Source organism: Alkalihalobacillus bogoriensis ATCC BAA-922 (assembly GCF_000621445.1).
GTDB lineage: Bacteria > Bacillota > Bacilli > Bacillales > Bacillaceae_F > Bacillus_AO > Bacillus_AO bogoriense.
Genome location: NZ_KK211277.1, coordinates 445,482 through 461,720 on the forward strand (window position 1 = coordinate 445,482; position 16,239 = coordinate 461,720).

Consider the following 16,239-nt stretch of genomic DNA (forward strand, 5'->3'; position numbering starts at 1 on the left):
AAAGTTTATACTCCCTCTTTTAAACAACAAAAAAAGAACACCGAAGCGTCCTTTTTTCACTCTATTACTTTACTTCCATTCTTTTGACTTTCCCTAATAAAGCAACAATGATATAACCATAAACTGCCGGAAAACTAACGATAAATAAAAGCAAATTTATTGTCGCGATATAAAAGAAACCATAAAGGATCGCTAGCAAAATCACTGAAACAAAAATGTTTTTTACCGCTGTTAAAAATCCATAAATAAAGGCTTGTTTTGGTTGTTTTTTAAAAAAAACAATAAAGTAAATACTATACGACAGCGTAACAATAAAAATCGCAAGTAAATATAAAAGAATGATTGTTACTAGAAGTGTAACTGTATTTGTTTTAGTAGCATTGATAAAATATAAACTAACATAAGATAATATGAGAAAAATCGAAGCAAAAAATGAAAAGAGGGTTAAATGTTGATATTGAGCATAACTTTCCCGATAAAGTTCTCTTACACTCACTTCATTTTCTTTACTATCTTTTCCAATAGTATCTATTACAGTCACTATCCCACATATAGCTGGTACAAATCCGTACACAACAAAACCTTTGCATAAATACAACCAAAATAACAAACTTGCTTTAATTAAATTATATACTTTTGTAATAAAATGAAGCTCAAACACTTTTCCCCTCCTTTCCGAAATTGAAGACTAAGATGAGAACGAATAAATAAACTCAGCTTTTCCACTTAAGCTAAATCCATTTACTGTTGCAGGGATAATAAAGTGACTTCCTTTATTAAAGGGAAACAACTTTTTATCTACCTTAATCTCGCCACTCCCGCTAATACAACTGAACAGAAGAAACTTCCCATTCGTCTCTTTTTCGACTTCCCCATTTAACGTTCCGTGAAATACAGTAAAATAAGCTTCTGTTACAAGCTTTTTTTCTAGTAAGCCTTGGTTTTGCCTAGATATAGGGTTTACTTTGAAATCTTCATGTGGAACAGACATCACTTGAATAGACTCTTTTATATGAAGCTCCCGTTTTTGTCCATTTTCATCTACTCTCTCATAATCATACACTCGATATGTCGTGTCCGAACTTTGCTGCGTCTCTAAAATTAACGTTCCTTTTCCGATCGCATGAACCGTCCCACTAGGTACATAAAAAAAGTCACCAGGTTGAATTGGGACTTTCTTTAATAATTTCTCCCATTGTCCTTCTTCAATGAATGAACGTAGCTCTTCTTTCGTTTTCGCATGATGACCTAAAATTAATTCAGCCCCTTCATCGCAATCAATGACATACCAACACTCTGTTTTTCCAAGCTCTCCTTGCTCATGAACAAACGCATAGTCATCATTTGGGTGAACTTGTACAGATAAATCCGTGTTTGCATCTAGTATTTTTACGAGTAACGGGAATTGTTTTCCTTGCTCATGATTAAAAAGTTCGCGATGGTGTTCCCAAGCATACTGGAGACTCTCCCCTGCAAGAGGGCCGTTTTGGATAATGGAAGGACCATTTTTATGTCCTGAAATCGCCCAACACTCTCCGGTTGATTGAGAAGGAATGTCATACTGGAATTTCTCTTGTAATGCTGTCCCTCCCCAAATACGCTCTTTAAAAATCGGCTTTAGAAACAATGGCTCACTATACATAAAAAAACTCCTTTCTTTTATAACGTATCATAAAGAATGAAAGATATCAGGCAAATCTTATTTTGATTGTCTGATATCTTTTTTTTATTTAGAAGCATAAAAAGCCTTTACTGTTTTTTCTGCTTTTTTTCCATACATACAGTAGTCATCATTTTGGGCTGCTTCATCTTTTGAATAAAGAATAGCAGGCCAATCCCAAAGCATAAACCCGTTAATCCATTGGTGTTTAGATGTTTCACGAAACATCTCTTCAAAATATTGCTGTTGCGCCTCTTCATTCACTTGACCTTTATTGAGATTCCAATCGTTCGGAATTTCTGGAGAGCCATTTCTACTAGGACATCCAGCTTCCATGAAAAAGAATGGTTTATTATATTTCTCAATAACAGGTTTAATCCGAGCACATTGTTTGTCCCAAGCCCCTATCGGATAATACCCGCTCGATGAAATAATATCAACAGCATCCCACCACTTTACTTCTGTTTCTTGATACTTATCACAATTATACGTAATGAGCCCAGAATAAACGGAACGTACTTTTTTAATTAATCCACGCCATTCCACTTCTCGTCTGTCCGTTTGTACCATTTCACACCCAATACAAAACATTTCACAACTCGTTTCCTCAGCTATTTTAGCATAATGTAAAATAAAAGCCTCATAACTAGCAAACCACTCTGACCACTTCGGCTCACATGGAACATCAAGATCAAAGAAATTAATGTGAGCGCGCCATGTACCATCTTTGCAATTTACAACCGGCTTCAGACAAACGTTTAAGTCTAATTGTTTTGCTTGTTTAATAGCCCAATACACTTCATCATCTGTTACAACTGGGTCATTTTTAAAATCAATTTCTGTAGAAAATGCAGTTTCCTGTAATCCTTGAAAAGCGATAGCCGTCCAATTAACGGCCATTTCTGACATCGCGATCATCGATTGTTGTGCTTCTTCTGTTTTCCATTCTCCTCGTGTTCCTACCCAACCCCATGTCATCCCTTTAATATATTCCATATTCCTTCTCCTCTTCTTCTGCAAATCTTATTTTGTCATTTCTTTTATTCTTGCCAACATTTCAAAACAAAACCTACTGTTATGATACGGACATTTCCACGGCTCAACCTTAGGCATATTTGAAATTTCTAGGTTCGCCTCTCGTTTCCAAAACCATTCCCCGTTTGTTTGGTCAATTATATATTTTTTCGTAAACGCCCATATCCGATTGACTGTTTCTACATACGCTCGATCCGATGTTAGCTGATAGGCATTAAAGAAACCTACCATCGCTTCTGCTTGAACCCACCAGATTTTATCTTTATCGATATGCTCATTTTCCCGTTCATTTATTACACTACCATCTTTATCTAACCCTTCTTCCAACACCTTTTTAGCCATCGCAATGACGATACTTTTTACTGTCATTAATAGCTCCATATCTTCGATTACTTCAGTTGCTTCGTACAAAAGCCAACTTCCTTCAATATCATGACCATAAGAGATAATGTTTGATTTCGAATTCCACTTCTCATCAAAAAATAATTTAAATTGAGCTTCCCCAGAAACAATATGCTCTAACGTTACAATGATTAATTCTTTCACTTTTTCCTTAAATTGCTCATCTTTCCAAACTCTATATAAGTTTGTATACGCTTCTAAAATGTGTAGATGAGTATTCATTGATTTTGGCGTATTTAAGTCTTTTCCGCTTAAGCGTAAATCTTCATCAGTCTGCCATTCGCGTGTGAACGCTTCAAAATATCCTTTGTTTTCCTTGTCATACGCATATTTTTCTATTAATTCATATAACTGAATCGCTAGTTTCAAACTTTCTTGCTCTTTTGTCGCCATATAATACTCTGTTAATCCGTAAATCCCAAAAGCTTGATTATAAATATGTTTCCTATCTTCTACTGGCACTCCTTTGGAATCAACCATCCAGTAAAGTCCACCGTATTCCTTATCTAAAAAGGCATTCTTTACAAATTGAAATGCATGAGTTGCCATTTCTAAGTATCGCTCGTCATCATATGTCCTGTATGCTTTTGAATAAGTCCATAAAATTCTAGAATTTAAAATACAGCCTTTTTCAGCATCTTCATTCACATCTAGGTCGTTCGTAATAAAACCATAAAAACCACCGTTCGTTCGGTCAACGGAATGTTCAATCCAAAACGGAAGTATATTTTCTTTTAATTCCATTTCAATCTCTTGATATAGGGAAGGTAACGAATTTAACATCATTTCATAGATTCTCCTTATCATTGGTTTACTTTTAATCATTCATTTTAATTAGTTTATCGTTTAAGTTACAAATAAATCATATCTTGATACAGTTTTCCTGTCAATGGATTTGAACATTTTTCTATAGCAATATGGTATTTAATCAATTTGGACAACAAAAGTAATCAAAAAGAAAAACAATCCTCCAGTAATAAGTACATAACGCCAAAAAACACCTTTGAGATATAATTCTCAAAGGCGTTTTTTTACAGTTACTTAGGTTTTATTGTTTGTTAACAATTAGAAATAAGACCATTCTCTTCTTCTCTATATAGTGATTTGACTGAATCACGATGGACGATTTTTCCTTTTACTAACACTCTACCATAGCTTTTATCGATATTTTTAATTTTACCGATAATAAATTTTACCGCAACTTTTGCCATCTCCTCGATATCCACTTGTACAGTTGTCAAAGCTGGATTTGATAAAGTTGAATAAATATCATTATCAAATCCTACGACAGAACAATCTTCTGGAACAGAAACACCTAATCCTTGTAGTTTGTTAATTAAATTAAATGCGACTTGGTCACAATTACAAACAAAAGCCGTAGGTAGTGATTCTGGTATAGTTAAATCAATATAACTTCCACGTTCATCTCGATCGCTAATGATAAAATCATTTTTTAATGTGAGTTTATGTTCTAATAACGATTTATAATAGCCTAAAAATCGGTCTTGAATACTGCTCGTTGAGTGAATATTTCCGACAAAAGCAATGTCTTTATGTCCGCTTTTTATTAAGTAATTCGTAAGCTCATAAACCGCGTAAAAATTATCCGTAATAATCGAATCAATCTCTGAATGATCGGTATAAAAATCTAAGAACACTTTCGGTATCCCATTTTCTGTTAGAAGATCGATATACTCGGTACTTATTTGTCCTAATATGATAAATCCATCAACTTTATTTTCATAATATATTCGAGGTAAATTTAAGTTTTTTTCATCCTCTTCAGTTAACATCTGAAGAATGCCATAGTAATTATAATCCTCAAGCATTTTTGTAATATATTGATAAAATTTTAAATAAAAGGATTGGTCTTCACCTATAAATCGTTCTGGTATGACAATGCCTATATTATAGGAATACCCTTCTTTCATCGACTTTGCCACTGTATTAAAGCGATATCCCATTTCCTCTGCCAAATCTTTAATCTTTTGCTTTAACTCTTCACTAACTCCCTCTTTATCATTTAATGCCTTAGAAACCGTCACACTACTTACACCAATTTTATCTGCAATGTCACGCATCGTTACATTATTTTTCATGGAAACACCTCCTACTTTACCCATTATGACAAATACTATCAGTATTATTCTATACTAAAGCAATAAAGTTTGTAACTATAATTTCGAAGGTTTACTTTCCAAGTAATTTTAAGTTTCTTTCGATTAAAGATTTTCTTTGTATTGCATTCTCAATCGAACAAAGTTGGTCTTCCGGTGTATTAAAGGTATAATCCACTAATTTATCAATTGTCGTTGTTGCTACATGCATTCTCGTATCACTTGATGCATAGTAAATAAAAACGTCATTCTCTTCATTTACGATAACACCATTACAAAAAATAACATTAGACACATCGCCCACTCTTTCGTCGTCATAAGGAGCAATAAAGTGTCCACCTGGTTTGGCAATTATTTTTTCAGGCGCATCTATGCTTGTCGCAAACGTATATAATACGTATCTTAACCCAGCAGCCGTATTTCTCACTCCATGAGCAATATGAATCCAGCCTTTATCCGTCTTAATCGGAGCTGGCCCTTGTCCATTTTTCACCTCATAAACGGTATGGTATATTTTCTCGTCCATAATGACTTCTTCTTGAATGACTGGATTTGTTATATCATCACAAACTCCAAACGCAATTCCTCCGCCTTTTCCAGTTGAAATAAATCCATCTTGTGGTCGAGTGTAAAACGCATATTTTCCATTAATAAATTCTGGATGTAACACAACATTTCTTTGTTGTGGCGAAGGTGTTTCAATATTAGGCATTCTTTCCCACACCTTTAAATCTTTTGTTCGAACCAATCCAGCTTGGGCAATGGCACTTGAAGTATCAAACTCTGAAGCTTCTGGATCTTTGCTTTCTGAACAGTAGATTCCATAAATCCATCCATCTTCATGTTGGACTAATCTCATATCATATATATTTGTTTCCTCTTTGTATGGATTTTCCCAAACAATTGGAGTATCAATAAATTCAAAATTATCTATTCCATTCTCACTAACTGCGAGAGCAAAAAATGACTTCCTATCTACTGCTTCTGTTCGAACTACAAGATAATATTTTCCTTCAAAGTAAATAGCGCCTGCATTAAAAGTAGCATTAACCCCTAATCGTTCCATAAAATGCGGGTTTGTCGTTTCATCCAAATCAAAGCGCCAATGAATTGGTACATGATGACGTGTTAAGATAGGATATTGATAACGGTCATAAACACCATTGTAAAATTCAATGTTTTTTTGATTTTTTCTTTGTATTAATTTTTGTTGCTTGTTTACTAGCTCAACATATTTTTTATGGATCATTTTGTCGCACTCCTCTTTTGATTAATTTATTACTTTATCGTTAACTCTATATATTCATAATGTTACTAAGTTTTTATTCTATTGTCAACAAGAGAGCGCTTTCTAATTTGGATAACCTATTGAAATATTCCCAAGAATGAAATGTTTTTTTTAGAAGATAAGACATCGATAGTGAGCAGCTAGTGCATGTTGTGGTCGAACTGCGATGAGTTTAGTCTGTCGTTGCGGACATCTATTCCGTTATATGATAAAAATCTGGCATGTTCTATTTTTTAACGGACAGCTATTCCACTATTTGCCCCAATCACCATAAAAATCCTTGTTTTTTTCTATTTAGAGGAACAGATGTCCGTTAGCATTCGAAAAACGTGATTCATTTTACAAATAGCGGAACACATGTCCGTAAGTTTTTTTTTGGAATAAACAGTTAAATACACAGTATCACGTGTACAAAAAGGCCTAACGCAACGCGTCAGACCTTTTCTTGTTACACTTCTTTTCTTCTTTTATAGATAAATAGAATAAATCCAATTCCTACAAAAACAAAACCGATTAGTAAGTAATTAAATATTGACGTTGCTGTTTTGGGTAGGTTCTGTCCATTTTCATTTGAATCCTTAACTGCTCTATCTTTATCAACTTCATCGCCTTCAGCGTCTGGTGTTCCTGGTTGCTCTGGTTGCTCCGGCTGCTCCGGCTGTTCTGGCTGCTCCGGCTGCTCCGGCTGCTCTGGCTGCTCCGGCTGCTCTGGCTGCTCTGGCTGCTCTGGCTGTTCTGGCTGTTCTGGCTGCTCAGATAATTGATCGAGACTCGTAACAATTGCAACTGAATCTATGAGAACGTTCGTCGTCCCTGATGAACCAGCTGGTGCCAAAAATTCAAATCCGATTTCTTGGACTGCATTTTTATTAGCTAGAGTAGTAATATCATACACAACTTGAGTATAATCGCCGGAATCAATCGGTTGATTTCCAGAATCGGCCCATACCCAACCTCCTGCTTTCGTAAAGATTTTCACTTGAAGCGGGTCATTACCAAACGTTCCTGTTTCATCATGTTTCATATTTGCGACTATATAATTATATCCTGTTAAATTATAGTTCGATGTTTTCTTCACTTCAGTTTGCTGACCTTCACCTAAACGAACCGTTACTTTGAGGTGACCATTGCTATGTGTTGCTTGTCCCCCTTCCCAATTATCTATGCCAGATTCAAAATGATAAATAATAGGAGTGATCTCTTGTTCCTCCTCTTCTTTCGGCGCTGGAACTGATGGTAAACTTTCATCATACACCGCTCGTAAATCATCAAAATAAATGGTTCCAGACTGCTTAACCCCGCCTGTGTAAAGAGCAAATTGACTTACTCTTTTCAATTTTTGGTCGTCAATGATAACACCAGGCTTATTCTCCCAAACAGCAGGAGCAAATTCAGAAAACGGGATTGTCACTACACCTTCATGAGCATCATCCAATTCGAGATTTTTTTCAAAGCTAACATCGCCTATTCGGATTTGGACAGTTAAATGATTCCCTTCAAGTTGTCCATGTTTCATCCAAAATTCAAAAGCATTAGCTCCGGTCCAATCGACAGGTCCTAGTGATGTTTGTCTCCCCGCATACCCCATCGATCCAATCGAATAATCATATTTCAATCCATATTCTCCATTATTTTTAAACTCATTTGTTAACGAAAGTGTAATTGGATCTCCATTGCTAGAATAATTGCGATGTAATAATGTGTCATCCCCAAAATAACCTTCAAAATCATCAACAAGAAAAGGATCTGCTGGTGGTGCTTCAAAGGAATTTAGAAGTTCAATATTATCAATGTAGACAGGTTCTAATAAAGCGAGTTGTGAACCTACTAATGATAAAGCAATTCCTGTAGCCCCCCCTTGATTGTCGATAGGAACCGTCACTTCGAACCGTTTATAAGCGTTACCATCAACAGTAACAGTCTCTAAGTCTGTCATTGACTTCGTTGTTGCATTCATCCCATATTTCGTCTCCCAATCCGGTGGGAGTTGTACGATTCCTTGGACTGAACCTTCTTCACTACCTACTGGGATAAGCGCGTCAAACTTCATTTTCGTAACCGCATCAATGTTCACATCTGATAGTTCTGTTAACTCTAACTTGAGCTCTTGCCATGTTTCAGTAGGTAACATTCCTTGAACAGAGAACATCAACTTGCCGTCTCCATCTACAATAGCATGGACAATTTCAGATGTTACCCCATCTTCAGGCCATGTTCCATTGCTCTTGATTCCGTTTATATCATCATCAAACGTTAATGTTAACAAAGACAATTCAGGAATTTTTACAAATAAACGGATTGTTTCTTCTTGAACTTTTTCTCCTTCTGAATAATAAGCTACAATTACGTCTACAGACCCTCCATTTACTGCTGCATCAGGTGTAAAAGAACCTGTATAATATAAAGTATCCTCATTGAAATCCATTTCTTCTTCCACACTAGAGCGATCGACTCTGAAAGTGACTCTTGCCTGTTCGTCATTCGCTACTTTGGCTTGGATTGTTACCGTTTCTCTTGTCACTGTAGAACCTGTAATCGGAGATACAACATGCATAAATGGCTCATGAGGAGACACGGTATATTCCTTTCCGGTGTTATATACCTTTCCTTTTACCTCATCTCGAAATGCAGTATAGTCATCCGTATGGAAAGCTTGAAAGTCCGGTAATAGCTCATGGTCTCCACCTAAATCATTGTGGATATCACGATAAGGAACATACATATTATTCGGCCAACCAAAGTTTGCCCATGTCAACATGTAAGATATTTTACGGGCATCTTCATCTGCAGCAATTGCATCTAATACACGTGTGTACCAATCTAATGTATTCCCTTGACGATTAATTCCGGTCGCACTGTAGCCATACTCAGTAAAAGCTGCTATTTTTCCTTTTTGTTCAGCTAATCGGCTAATCATCGCCAAATCTTTGACCATACTACTTAACCATGCTTCTGTCCCAGCATTATCTTTATTGTCATAATTATCAATTCCTAATATATCAACGTAATCATCCCCAGGATATGTTTCTAAATAACGATTTACGTCTCCAGCAGGTCCTGCCCCAGGTGAAAATCCATATAAAATATTATTTACACCTTGAACATCGCGCAAATATTCTACTGTATAACGAAAGATCGCTTTATATTGTTCGGGTGAAGTTGTACTTGCTCCCCACCAAAACCAAGATCCTGTTTGCTCATGGAACGGTCGAAAGATCATCGGAATAGGTTCACCATTCTCATCTTTAAGCTCGTGAGCAAGCGCAGCAATATTGTCCAACCACTCATTAAACTCTCCATGTTTCGATCCCCCTGGAAGAATTTCTTTTACAACATTCCCTGTTGTATCACCATAAGGATCCCCTGTCACAAAATTATCAGGGTGCATGCTTAGTGTAATAATTCCACCTAAATCATGAGCCACTTTCATGGACTGAGCCGTATTTTTTATACTTTGTTCTACATTACCTGCAATGCCAGGCTTTTCACGACCGTCTAGGCTATTCGTGTCCCATCCAAACACTGCTGGATAGTCCCCAACTGCATTGAAAACTTCAGATTGAGTGGAACCTGTTCTTGGAGCTGGATTCGTTAAAGTTACTCCTTCATCTGTTGCATGTTGTTGTCCAAATAACACTTGTGAACCACTTACATCTTGAAGAAAAGCAAATAACTCCTTCGTATACTTTGAAGCATCCTCATCTGCCATGTTAAGTTGACGCCCTCCTTGTGAAGCGCTTACATTAAAGCCTAACATCGATACATCAAAAACTAACAATAGAACAATAAATAACACAAACCCCTTTTTCCATGTTCCCATAAAATCCTCCCTTTTCTTTATTAAATATAATAAACTATCGAAATACCAAATAAGGCAATCGATAAGTTTATTGAAAAGTTTTGTAAACTTATTATACTACCATTTTTTATGAATTCAAATGTATTTTTTCCTTTTTTATTCTAGCTTTTAATATAAACATTAAAGAAATGACTATGATGCCCTATTAATCTCGATATTTACCTTTACTAAATGCGTTCGCTAGATTTAGCAAATCCCATGCATTTGTATAAAAAGTAAACTAAACGATTACTTTATAAACAAAAAAAAACACCCCCTTCATTGTTGAAGAGGGACACTACCTTATTTTCAATTATTTAAATATACAAGTGAACAGGGGATCTTGTTGATTTACTGGACCGAACTCATGCTCAACGTTCGCAACTTTTTCATCAGTATTTGTAATGATAATTGGTGTTGTGATTTCTTTGTTTTGACTTTGTAAAAAAGGAATATCAAACGTTAAAATTGGATCCCCTACTTTAACCTGTTGTCCTTCTTTAATAACAACATCAAATCCTTCCCCTTTTAAAGCAACTGTATCAATCCCGACATGAATCAATACTTCTAACCCGTGGACAGATTGTATACCGATCGCATGTTTCGTCGGAAAAACCTGAACAATTTTTCCTTCAACGGGAGACACGAGCTTTCCTGACTTCGGAATGACTGCAATTCCTTCTCCCATCATTTTTTGGGCAAACACAGGGTCTGATACTTTTTCTAAAGGAATTGCTTCTCCTTCTAATGGCGAAAAAATGCTTTCTTTATCTACTTTTTTCGTTTTATTAAATAATTTTCCGAGCAACGCACTCACTCCTTACTACAATAATTATTTACTACTTTATATCCAAAAATCCAAAAAGTAAAACGGTATACAAAAAACGGCAACCGTTATGTCACTTTAAAACGGAGCCGTTCCCTATATCTCGATTTTGTTAATACATTAACCACTAACTATGCATTCGACTTAAGATTAAGTCTCTTCATTGCAAGTTCTTGCAGCTTATACTTTTGGATTTTCCCTGATGCTGTCATCGGATATTCATCAACAAACCTAAAATAACGAGGAATTTTAAAACGGGAAATTTTCCCTTTGCAATATTCTCTGAGTTCCTCTTCTGTAGCTGAAGCACCGTCTTTTAAAATAATCCACGCTGATACTTCTTCCCCGTATTTAGGATCAGGGACACCAACAACTTGAACATCTTGGATTTTCGGATGTTCGTATAAAAATTCTTCAATTTCACGTGGGTATATATTTTCGCCGCCACGAATAATCATATCTTTTAGGCGACCTGTAATTTTGCAATAACCATCTTCATCCATCACTGCTAAGTCCCCTGTATGAAGCCAACCATCTTCTGTTATTACTGCTTTTGTTGCATCTGGATTGTTATAATATCCTTTCATCACATGGTAACCTCTTGTGCAAAGCTCCCCTTGAACACCAAATGGAACTTCTTGTTCGGTACCTGGTGTAACAATTTTCACTTCAACATTCGGTAAAGCCTTTCCAACCGTTTCAACTCGACGCTTAAGTGAATCATTGACACGTGTTTGTGTTATAACTGGGGATGCTTCTGTTTGTCCATATGCAATTGTAATTTCTGTCATACCCATCTTGTCAATGACCGCCTTCATCACTTCAACTGGACAATTGGATCCTGCCATAATTCCTGTTCGTAATGAGGATAAGTCATATTGCTCAACGTCTTTATCATTTAACTCTGCAATAAACATCGACGGGACGCCGTGCAGTGCTGTACACTTTTCCTTCTCAACAGCCGCAAGTACCGTTTTCGGATTAAATTCTTGAACAGGTACCATTGTTGCTCCAACTGTCACACAAGCTAATGTACCTAGGACACAACCAAAACAATGAAAAAAAGGAACTGGAATACACATTCGATCTTGACCAGATAAATTCATACACGAAGCAATGTTGATCGCATTATTCGTTAAATTCGAATGAGTTAACATCACTCCTTTTGGAAACCCTGTCGTCCCTGACGTATACTGCATGTTAATGACATCATAAGGATGTAACTGTTCCATCCTTTCATCTAACTCTTCATCCATGATTTCTTTTCCCATTGCAACAATATCATCCCATAAGAACATTCCTGCTTTTCTTTCTTTTCCTAATAGAATAATATTTTTTAAAAAGGGAAGTTTTTTTGATTGAAGTTGTCCTGGTTCAGCTGTTTTCAACTCTGGAATCACTTCATATAAGATGTCTAAATAAGAGCCACCGCGATAACTCTCCATTAAAATTAATGTCGTTGCATCGGATTGCTTCAGTAAATATTCAAGTTCTACACTTTGATATTGGGTATTAACGGTAACTAACACAGCACCCATTTTCCCTGTTGCAAACTGTGTCGTTAGCCATTCGGGTTTATTTGTTGACCAAATGGCTACATGTTCTCCTACTTCAATTCCTAACTTCATTAATCCTTTTGCAACTTGACGACATAACAAATCAAATTGTTCATACGAATAACGAAGGCCAAGTTCCGGATAAACAACTGCATCACGAGTAGGATGCTGTTTGGCCACATCCTCTAACAATTTACCAACAGATACGTCAAGCAACTTTGACAAGAGACATCCTCCTTATATTCAATCAATGAATTATATTTACACAGGATACACGGGATGTTTTCGATGACTAAACAACATATACTTCGACATATACGCTGAGAATCTTGTTGTCAACTCAGACCTCAAAGAATTAGCCGGAATCACACCATCAATAACCATTTCTGAAGCAAGTCGATAAATGTCAATATTCTCTTTATACTCTTCACGCTTTTCGGCTATAAATGCTGCACGTTCGTCTTCAGGCAGTTCGGCAATTTTATTCGCATACACTGCATTTACTGCTGCTTCTGGTCCCATTACAGCAATTGAGGCGGTTGGTAACGCTAAACAACAATCTGGTTCAAATGCTGGCCCTGCCATCGCGTAAAGTCCAGCACCATATGCTTTCCGAACAATAATCGAAATTTTCGGGACAGTCGCTTCACTCATTGCCGAGATCATCTTTGCACCGTGCCTAATAATTCCAGCTCGTTCCACTTTTGTTCCGATCATAAACCCTGGAATATCGGCTAAGAACAATAACGGAATGTTATACGCATCACATAATGTAATAAATTTCGCAGCTTTATCAGCTGAATCATGGAAAAGAACTCCACCTTTCATTCTCGGCTGATTTGCAATAATACCAATCGGCTGTCCATCGAGACGAGCAAGTCCTGTAATTAATTCTTGAGCAAATAATTTTTTTATTTCAAAAAAAGAGTTTTCATCAATGACTCGTTCAATTAAATCCATCATATTAAATGGTGCATTTTGATTGTGTGGAATAATCTCTTCAATGGTTTTCTCAAATGCTTTTGGTTGAATCGGTTCTTTTACAGGGGCAGTTTGACTGTAGTTTGCAGGAAAATAAGATAAATACGCTCGTGCTTGCTCAATGGCTTCTTGTTCTGTTTTTGCTAATATATCCCCACATCCAGAAACGCTACAATGCATTTTTGCTCCGCCCATTTCTTCTAGTGACACTTTCTCACCAATGACCATTTCTGCCATTCGTGGTGAGCCAAGATACATAGAGGCATTGCCATCGACCATGATGACGATATCACAAAACGCGGGAATATACGCTCCACCTGCGGCTGACGGGCCAAACAGAATGCATACTTGTGGAATCTTTCCAGACATCTTGACTTGATTATAAAAAATTCGTCCTGCTCCTCTTCTTCCTGGGAACATTTCCACTTGATCTGTAATTCTAGCACCTGCAGAGTCAACTAAATAAAGCATAGGCACCGATAATTTATCTGCCGTTTCCTGAATACGAATTATTTTTTCTACGGTCCTAGCTCCCCACGATCCTGCTTTTACAGTGGAATCATTGGCCATCACACAAACCGTTTCCCCGTTAATTTTCCCCATACCGGTTACAACACCATCTGCTGGAAGTCCGTCTGCTTCACAGTTCGCAAAAAAACCATCTTCTATTTGTAATCCGTCATCAAATAACAACTCTAGCCGTTCTCTTACAAATAATTTTCCTTTTTCTTCATTACTTTTATGGTATTTCTCTGCTCCACCTTTTTTTATTGCATCTATTTTTTCGACTAAGCGTTCATTTAAAGACATGAAATCGCCTCCTTCTGCTAGTATCCTTCATATCGGGGAGTTCTTTTTTCTTGAAAAGCTAACAATCCTTCTTTTCTATCCTTTGTTGGAATCGTAATTTCGTAGGCTTTCTGCTCAATCGATAATCCTGTTTCAAGTGGTACTTCAACACCTTTATCAATCGCAAACTTAGCCTGACGCACGGCAACCGGTCCATTCATTGAAATGCGCTCGGCCATCTCCATTGCTTTATTTAGGACATCTTGTTTGGCTACAACAAATTCAACTAATCCAATATTTAGTGCTTCTTTTGCCTCTATTTTTCTAGCAGTATAAATTAATTCTTTTGCTTTACCTTTGCCAATTAATCTTGGTAAGCGCTGCGTCCCTCCTGCACCAGGAATAATGGCTAACGACGTTTCTGTTAACCCGATAGTACAATTAGAAGCAGCAATCCGAATATCACAAGCGAGTGCTAGCTCTAACCCTCCTCCAAAAGCACTTCCATTTAGGGCAGCAATGACAGGCTGTGGTAATTGCTCAAGTAGATTAACAGTTTCTCGAATGAGAGATACGGCTTGCTTTACTTGAGGCTCATCCATTGTTTTTCGTTCTTTTAAATCAGCCCCTGCACAAAATACTTTATCTCCTTGGGCGGTTAAGACAACGCACCGAATCTTTTCATTTTTCTTTATGTCAAGGAGTTGTCGTTGAAATTCATTGAGCAATTCCAGCGATAATGCATTGGCTGCTTCTGGACGATTTAACGATACTGTTGCAATTCCTTTTTCATCAATTGATACGTGAACAAGGTTTTTCACTTCAGCCTCCCACTTCGTTACATAGTCTTTTTTCCTTTAAATGCTTGTAAGTTTTTACTTGGTAATGGTTTCCCTATTTTCTCTTCTATCCACATCGCTGCTTCTAACAGCCGTTGTTCATTTACCCCTGTTTCTATTTCCATTCCATGTAACATATAAATCAAATCTTCTGTCGTCACATTCCCAGCAGCTCCAGGGGCGTAAGGACAACCGCCAAGCCCCCCGACTGCTCCGTCAAATGTCGTGATTCCCATCGTTAATGCGACATAAATATTGGTTAAAGCAACTCCTCTCGTATCATGAAAATGGAGGGCAAGTTTATCAGTAGGGTAGCGCTTTAATAAAGTCTCTATTACATTTTCGACTTGAACAGGATTCGCAACACCAACTGTATCACCTAACGATAATTCATGAATGCCGGAATCAAATAATGTATCCGCGACGCGAATGACATTCTCAATAGGCACCTCATTTTCATAAGGACAACCAAAAACAGTGGATATATAGCCTCTTGTTGTTTTATTTGCCTTTTGGGCTTCTTGAATGACTTCATCTAAAATAACAAACGTTTCATCGATAGATTTATTAATATTTTTTTTATTATGGGTTTCACTTGCAGACATAAAAACGGACACTTCATCAACCTCTGCGGCTAACGCACGTTCTAGCCCTTTTGCATTAGGGACAAGTGCTGCATAGGTAACACCTGGCTTTCTATTTATTTCTTTTGCTACATGAACAGCATCGGCTAACGCTGGAATCCATTTTGGATGAACAAAAGACGTCATTTCAATATAAGAAAAGCCAGATTCTGATAACATATTAATCCACTTAATTTTATCTTCCGTCTCAATAAATGTCGGTTCATTTTGTAATCCATCACGTGGACCAACTTCTTTTATTGTGACGTTAGTAGGCCATTTCAT

12 protein-coding genes are annotated in these 16,239 nt (G+C 36.8%); all 12 read right to left on the minus strand.

What is annotated here, in order from left to right:
* Positions 1 to 64: 64 nt before the first annotated feature.
* A complete protein-coding gene (locus T323_RS0117980; protein ID WP_026674524.1) occupies positions 65 to 661 on the minus strand; it encodes a YesL family protein in 597 nt (198 codons plus the stop codon).
* Positions 662 to 688: 27 nt separating this feature from the next.
* Positions 689 to 1,642: a mannose-6-phosphate isomerase, class I gene (manA, locus tag T323_RS0117985; RefSeq protein ID WP_026674525.1), complete on the minus strand. Its 954-nt coding sequence runs from the start codon at positions 1,640 to 1,642 to the stop codon at positions 689 to 691.
* 84 nt (positions 1,643 to 1,726) lie between these two features.
* Positions 1,727 to 2,656 (minus strand): glycoside hydrolase family 113, encoded by a 930-nt coding sequence (locus T323_RS0117990; protein ID WP_026674526.1) that lies wholly within the window; start codon positions 2,654 to 2,656, stop codon positions 1,727 to 1,729.
* 27 nt (positions 2,657 to 2,683) lie between these two features.
* Complete coding sequence (locus T323_RS0117995; RefSeq protein WP_026674527.1) at positions 2,684 to 3,883, minus strand: AGE family epimerase/isomerase; 1,200 nt, start codon at positions 3,881 to 3,883, stop codon at positions 2,684 to 2,686.
* 272 nt (positions 3,884 to 4,155) lie between these two features.
* Positions 4,156 to 5,196 (minus strand): substrate-binding domain-containing protein, encoded by a 1,041-nt coding sequence (locus tag T323_RS0118000; protein WP_026674528.1) that lies wholly within the window; start codon positions 5,194 to 5,196, stop codon positions 4,156 to 4,158.
* Between the two features lie 91 nt (positions 5,197 to 5,287).
* Complete coding sequence (locus T323_RS0118005) at positions 5,288 to 6,463, minus strand: glycoside hydrolase family 130 protein (RefSeq protein WP_026674529.1); 1,176 nt, start codon at positions 6,461 to 6,463, stop codon at positions 5,288 to 5,290.
* Between the two features lie 487 nt (positions 6,464 to 6,950).
* Positions 6,951 to 10,322 carry a glycosyl hydrolase gene (locus T323_RS0118010; protein WP_026674530.1) on the minus strand — a complete coding sequence of 1,124 codons (3,372 nt, stop codon included), beginning with the start codon at positions 10,320 to 10,322 and terminating at the stop codon, positions 6,951 to 6,953.
* 331 nt (positions 10,323 to 10,653) lie between these two features.
* The gene (locus T323_RS0118015; protein ID WP_373279343.1) at positions 10,654 to 11,157 is read right to left on the minus strand and encodes a PTS sugar transporter subunit IIA; all 504 of its coding nucleotides are present in this window, start codon (positions 11,155 to 11,157) and stop codon (positions 10,654 to 10,656) included.
* A gap of 140 nt (positions 11,158 to 11,297) precedes the next feature.
* A complete protein-coding gene (locus tag T323_RS0118020; protein ID WP_026674532.1) occupies positions 11,298 to 12,938 on the minus strand; it encodes an AMP-binding protein in 1,641 nt (546 codons plus the stop codon).
* Between the two features lie 45 nt (positions 12,939 to 12,983).
* Complete coding sequence (locus tag T323_RS0118025) at positions 12,984 to 14,513, minus strand: acyl-CoA carboxylase subunit beta (RefSeq protein WP_026674533.1); 1,530 nt, start codon at positions 14,511 to 14,513, stop codon at positions 12,984 to 12,986.
* A gap of 17 nt (positions 14,514 to 14,530) precedes the next feature.
* A complete protein-coding gene (locus T323_RS0118030; RefSeq protein ID WP_026674534.1) occupies positions 14,531 to 15,313 on the minus strand; it encodes an enoyl-CoA hydratase in 783 nt (260 codons plus the stop codon).
* 17 nt (positions 15,314 to 15,330) lie between these two features.
* Positions 15,331 to 16,239: a hydroxymethylglutaryl-CoA lyase gene (locus T323_RS0118035; RefSeq protein WP_026674535.1), complete on the minus strand. Its 909-nt coding sequence runs from the start codon at positions 16,237 to 16,239 to the stop codon at positions 15,331 to 15,333.

Bases quoted from the DNA above. Each gene is read 5' to 3' on its own strand.
- manA (WP_026674525.1), bottom strand. From the start codon at position 1,642: ATGTATAGTGAGCCATTGTTTCTAAAGCCGATTTTTAAAGAGCGTATT.
- T323_RS0117990 (WP_026674526.1), bottom strand. From the start codon at position 2,656: ATGGAATATATTAAAGGGATGACATGGGGTTGGGTAGGAACACGAGGA.
- T323_RS0117995 (WP_026674527.1), bottom strand. From the start codon at position 3,883: ATGATGTTAAATTCGTTACCTTCCCTATATCAAGAGATTGAAATGGAA.
- T323_RS0118000 (WP_026674528.1), bottom strand. From the start codon at position 5,196: ATGAAAAATAATGTAACGATGCGTGACATTGCAGATAAAATTGGTGTA.
- T323_RS0118005 (WP_026674529.1), bottom strand. From the start codon at position 6,463: ATGATCCATAAAAAATATGTTGAGCTAGTAAACAAGCAACAAAAATTA.
- T323_RS0118010 (WP_026674530.1), bottom strand. From the start codon at position 10,322: ATGGGAACATGGAAAAAGGGGTTTGTGTTATTTATTGTTCTATTGTTA.
- T323_RS0118025 (WP_026674533.1), bottom strand. From the start codon at position 14,513: ATGTCTTTAAATGAACGCTTAGTCGAAAAAATAGATGCAATAAAAAAA.
- T323_RS0118035 (WP_026674535.1), bottom strand. From the start codon at position 16,239: ATGAAATGGCCTACTAACGTCACAATAAAAGAAGTTGGTCCACGTGAT.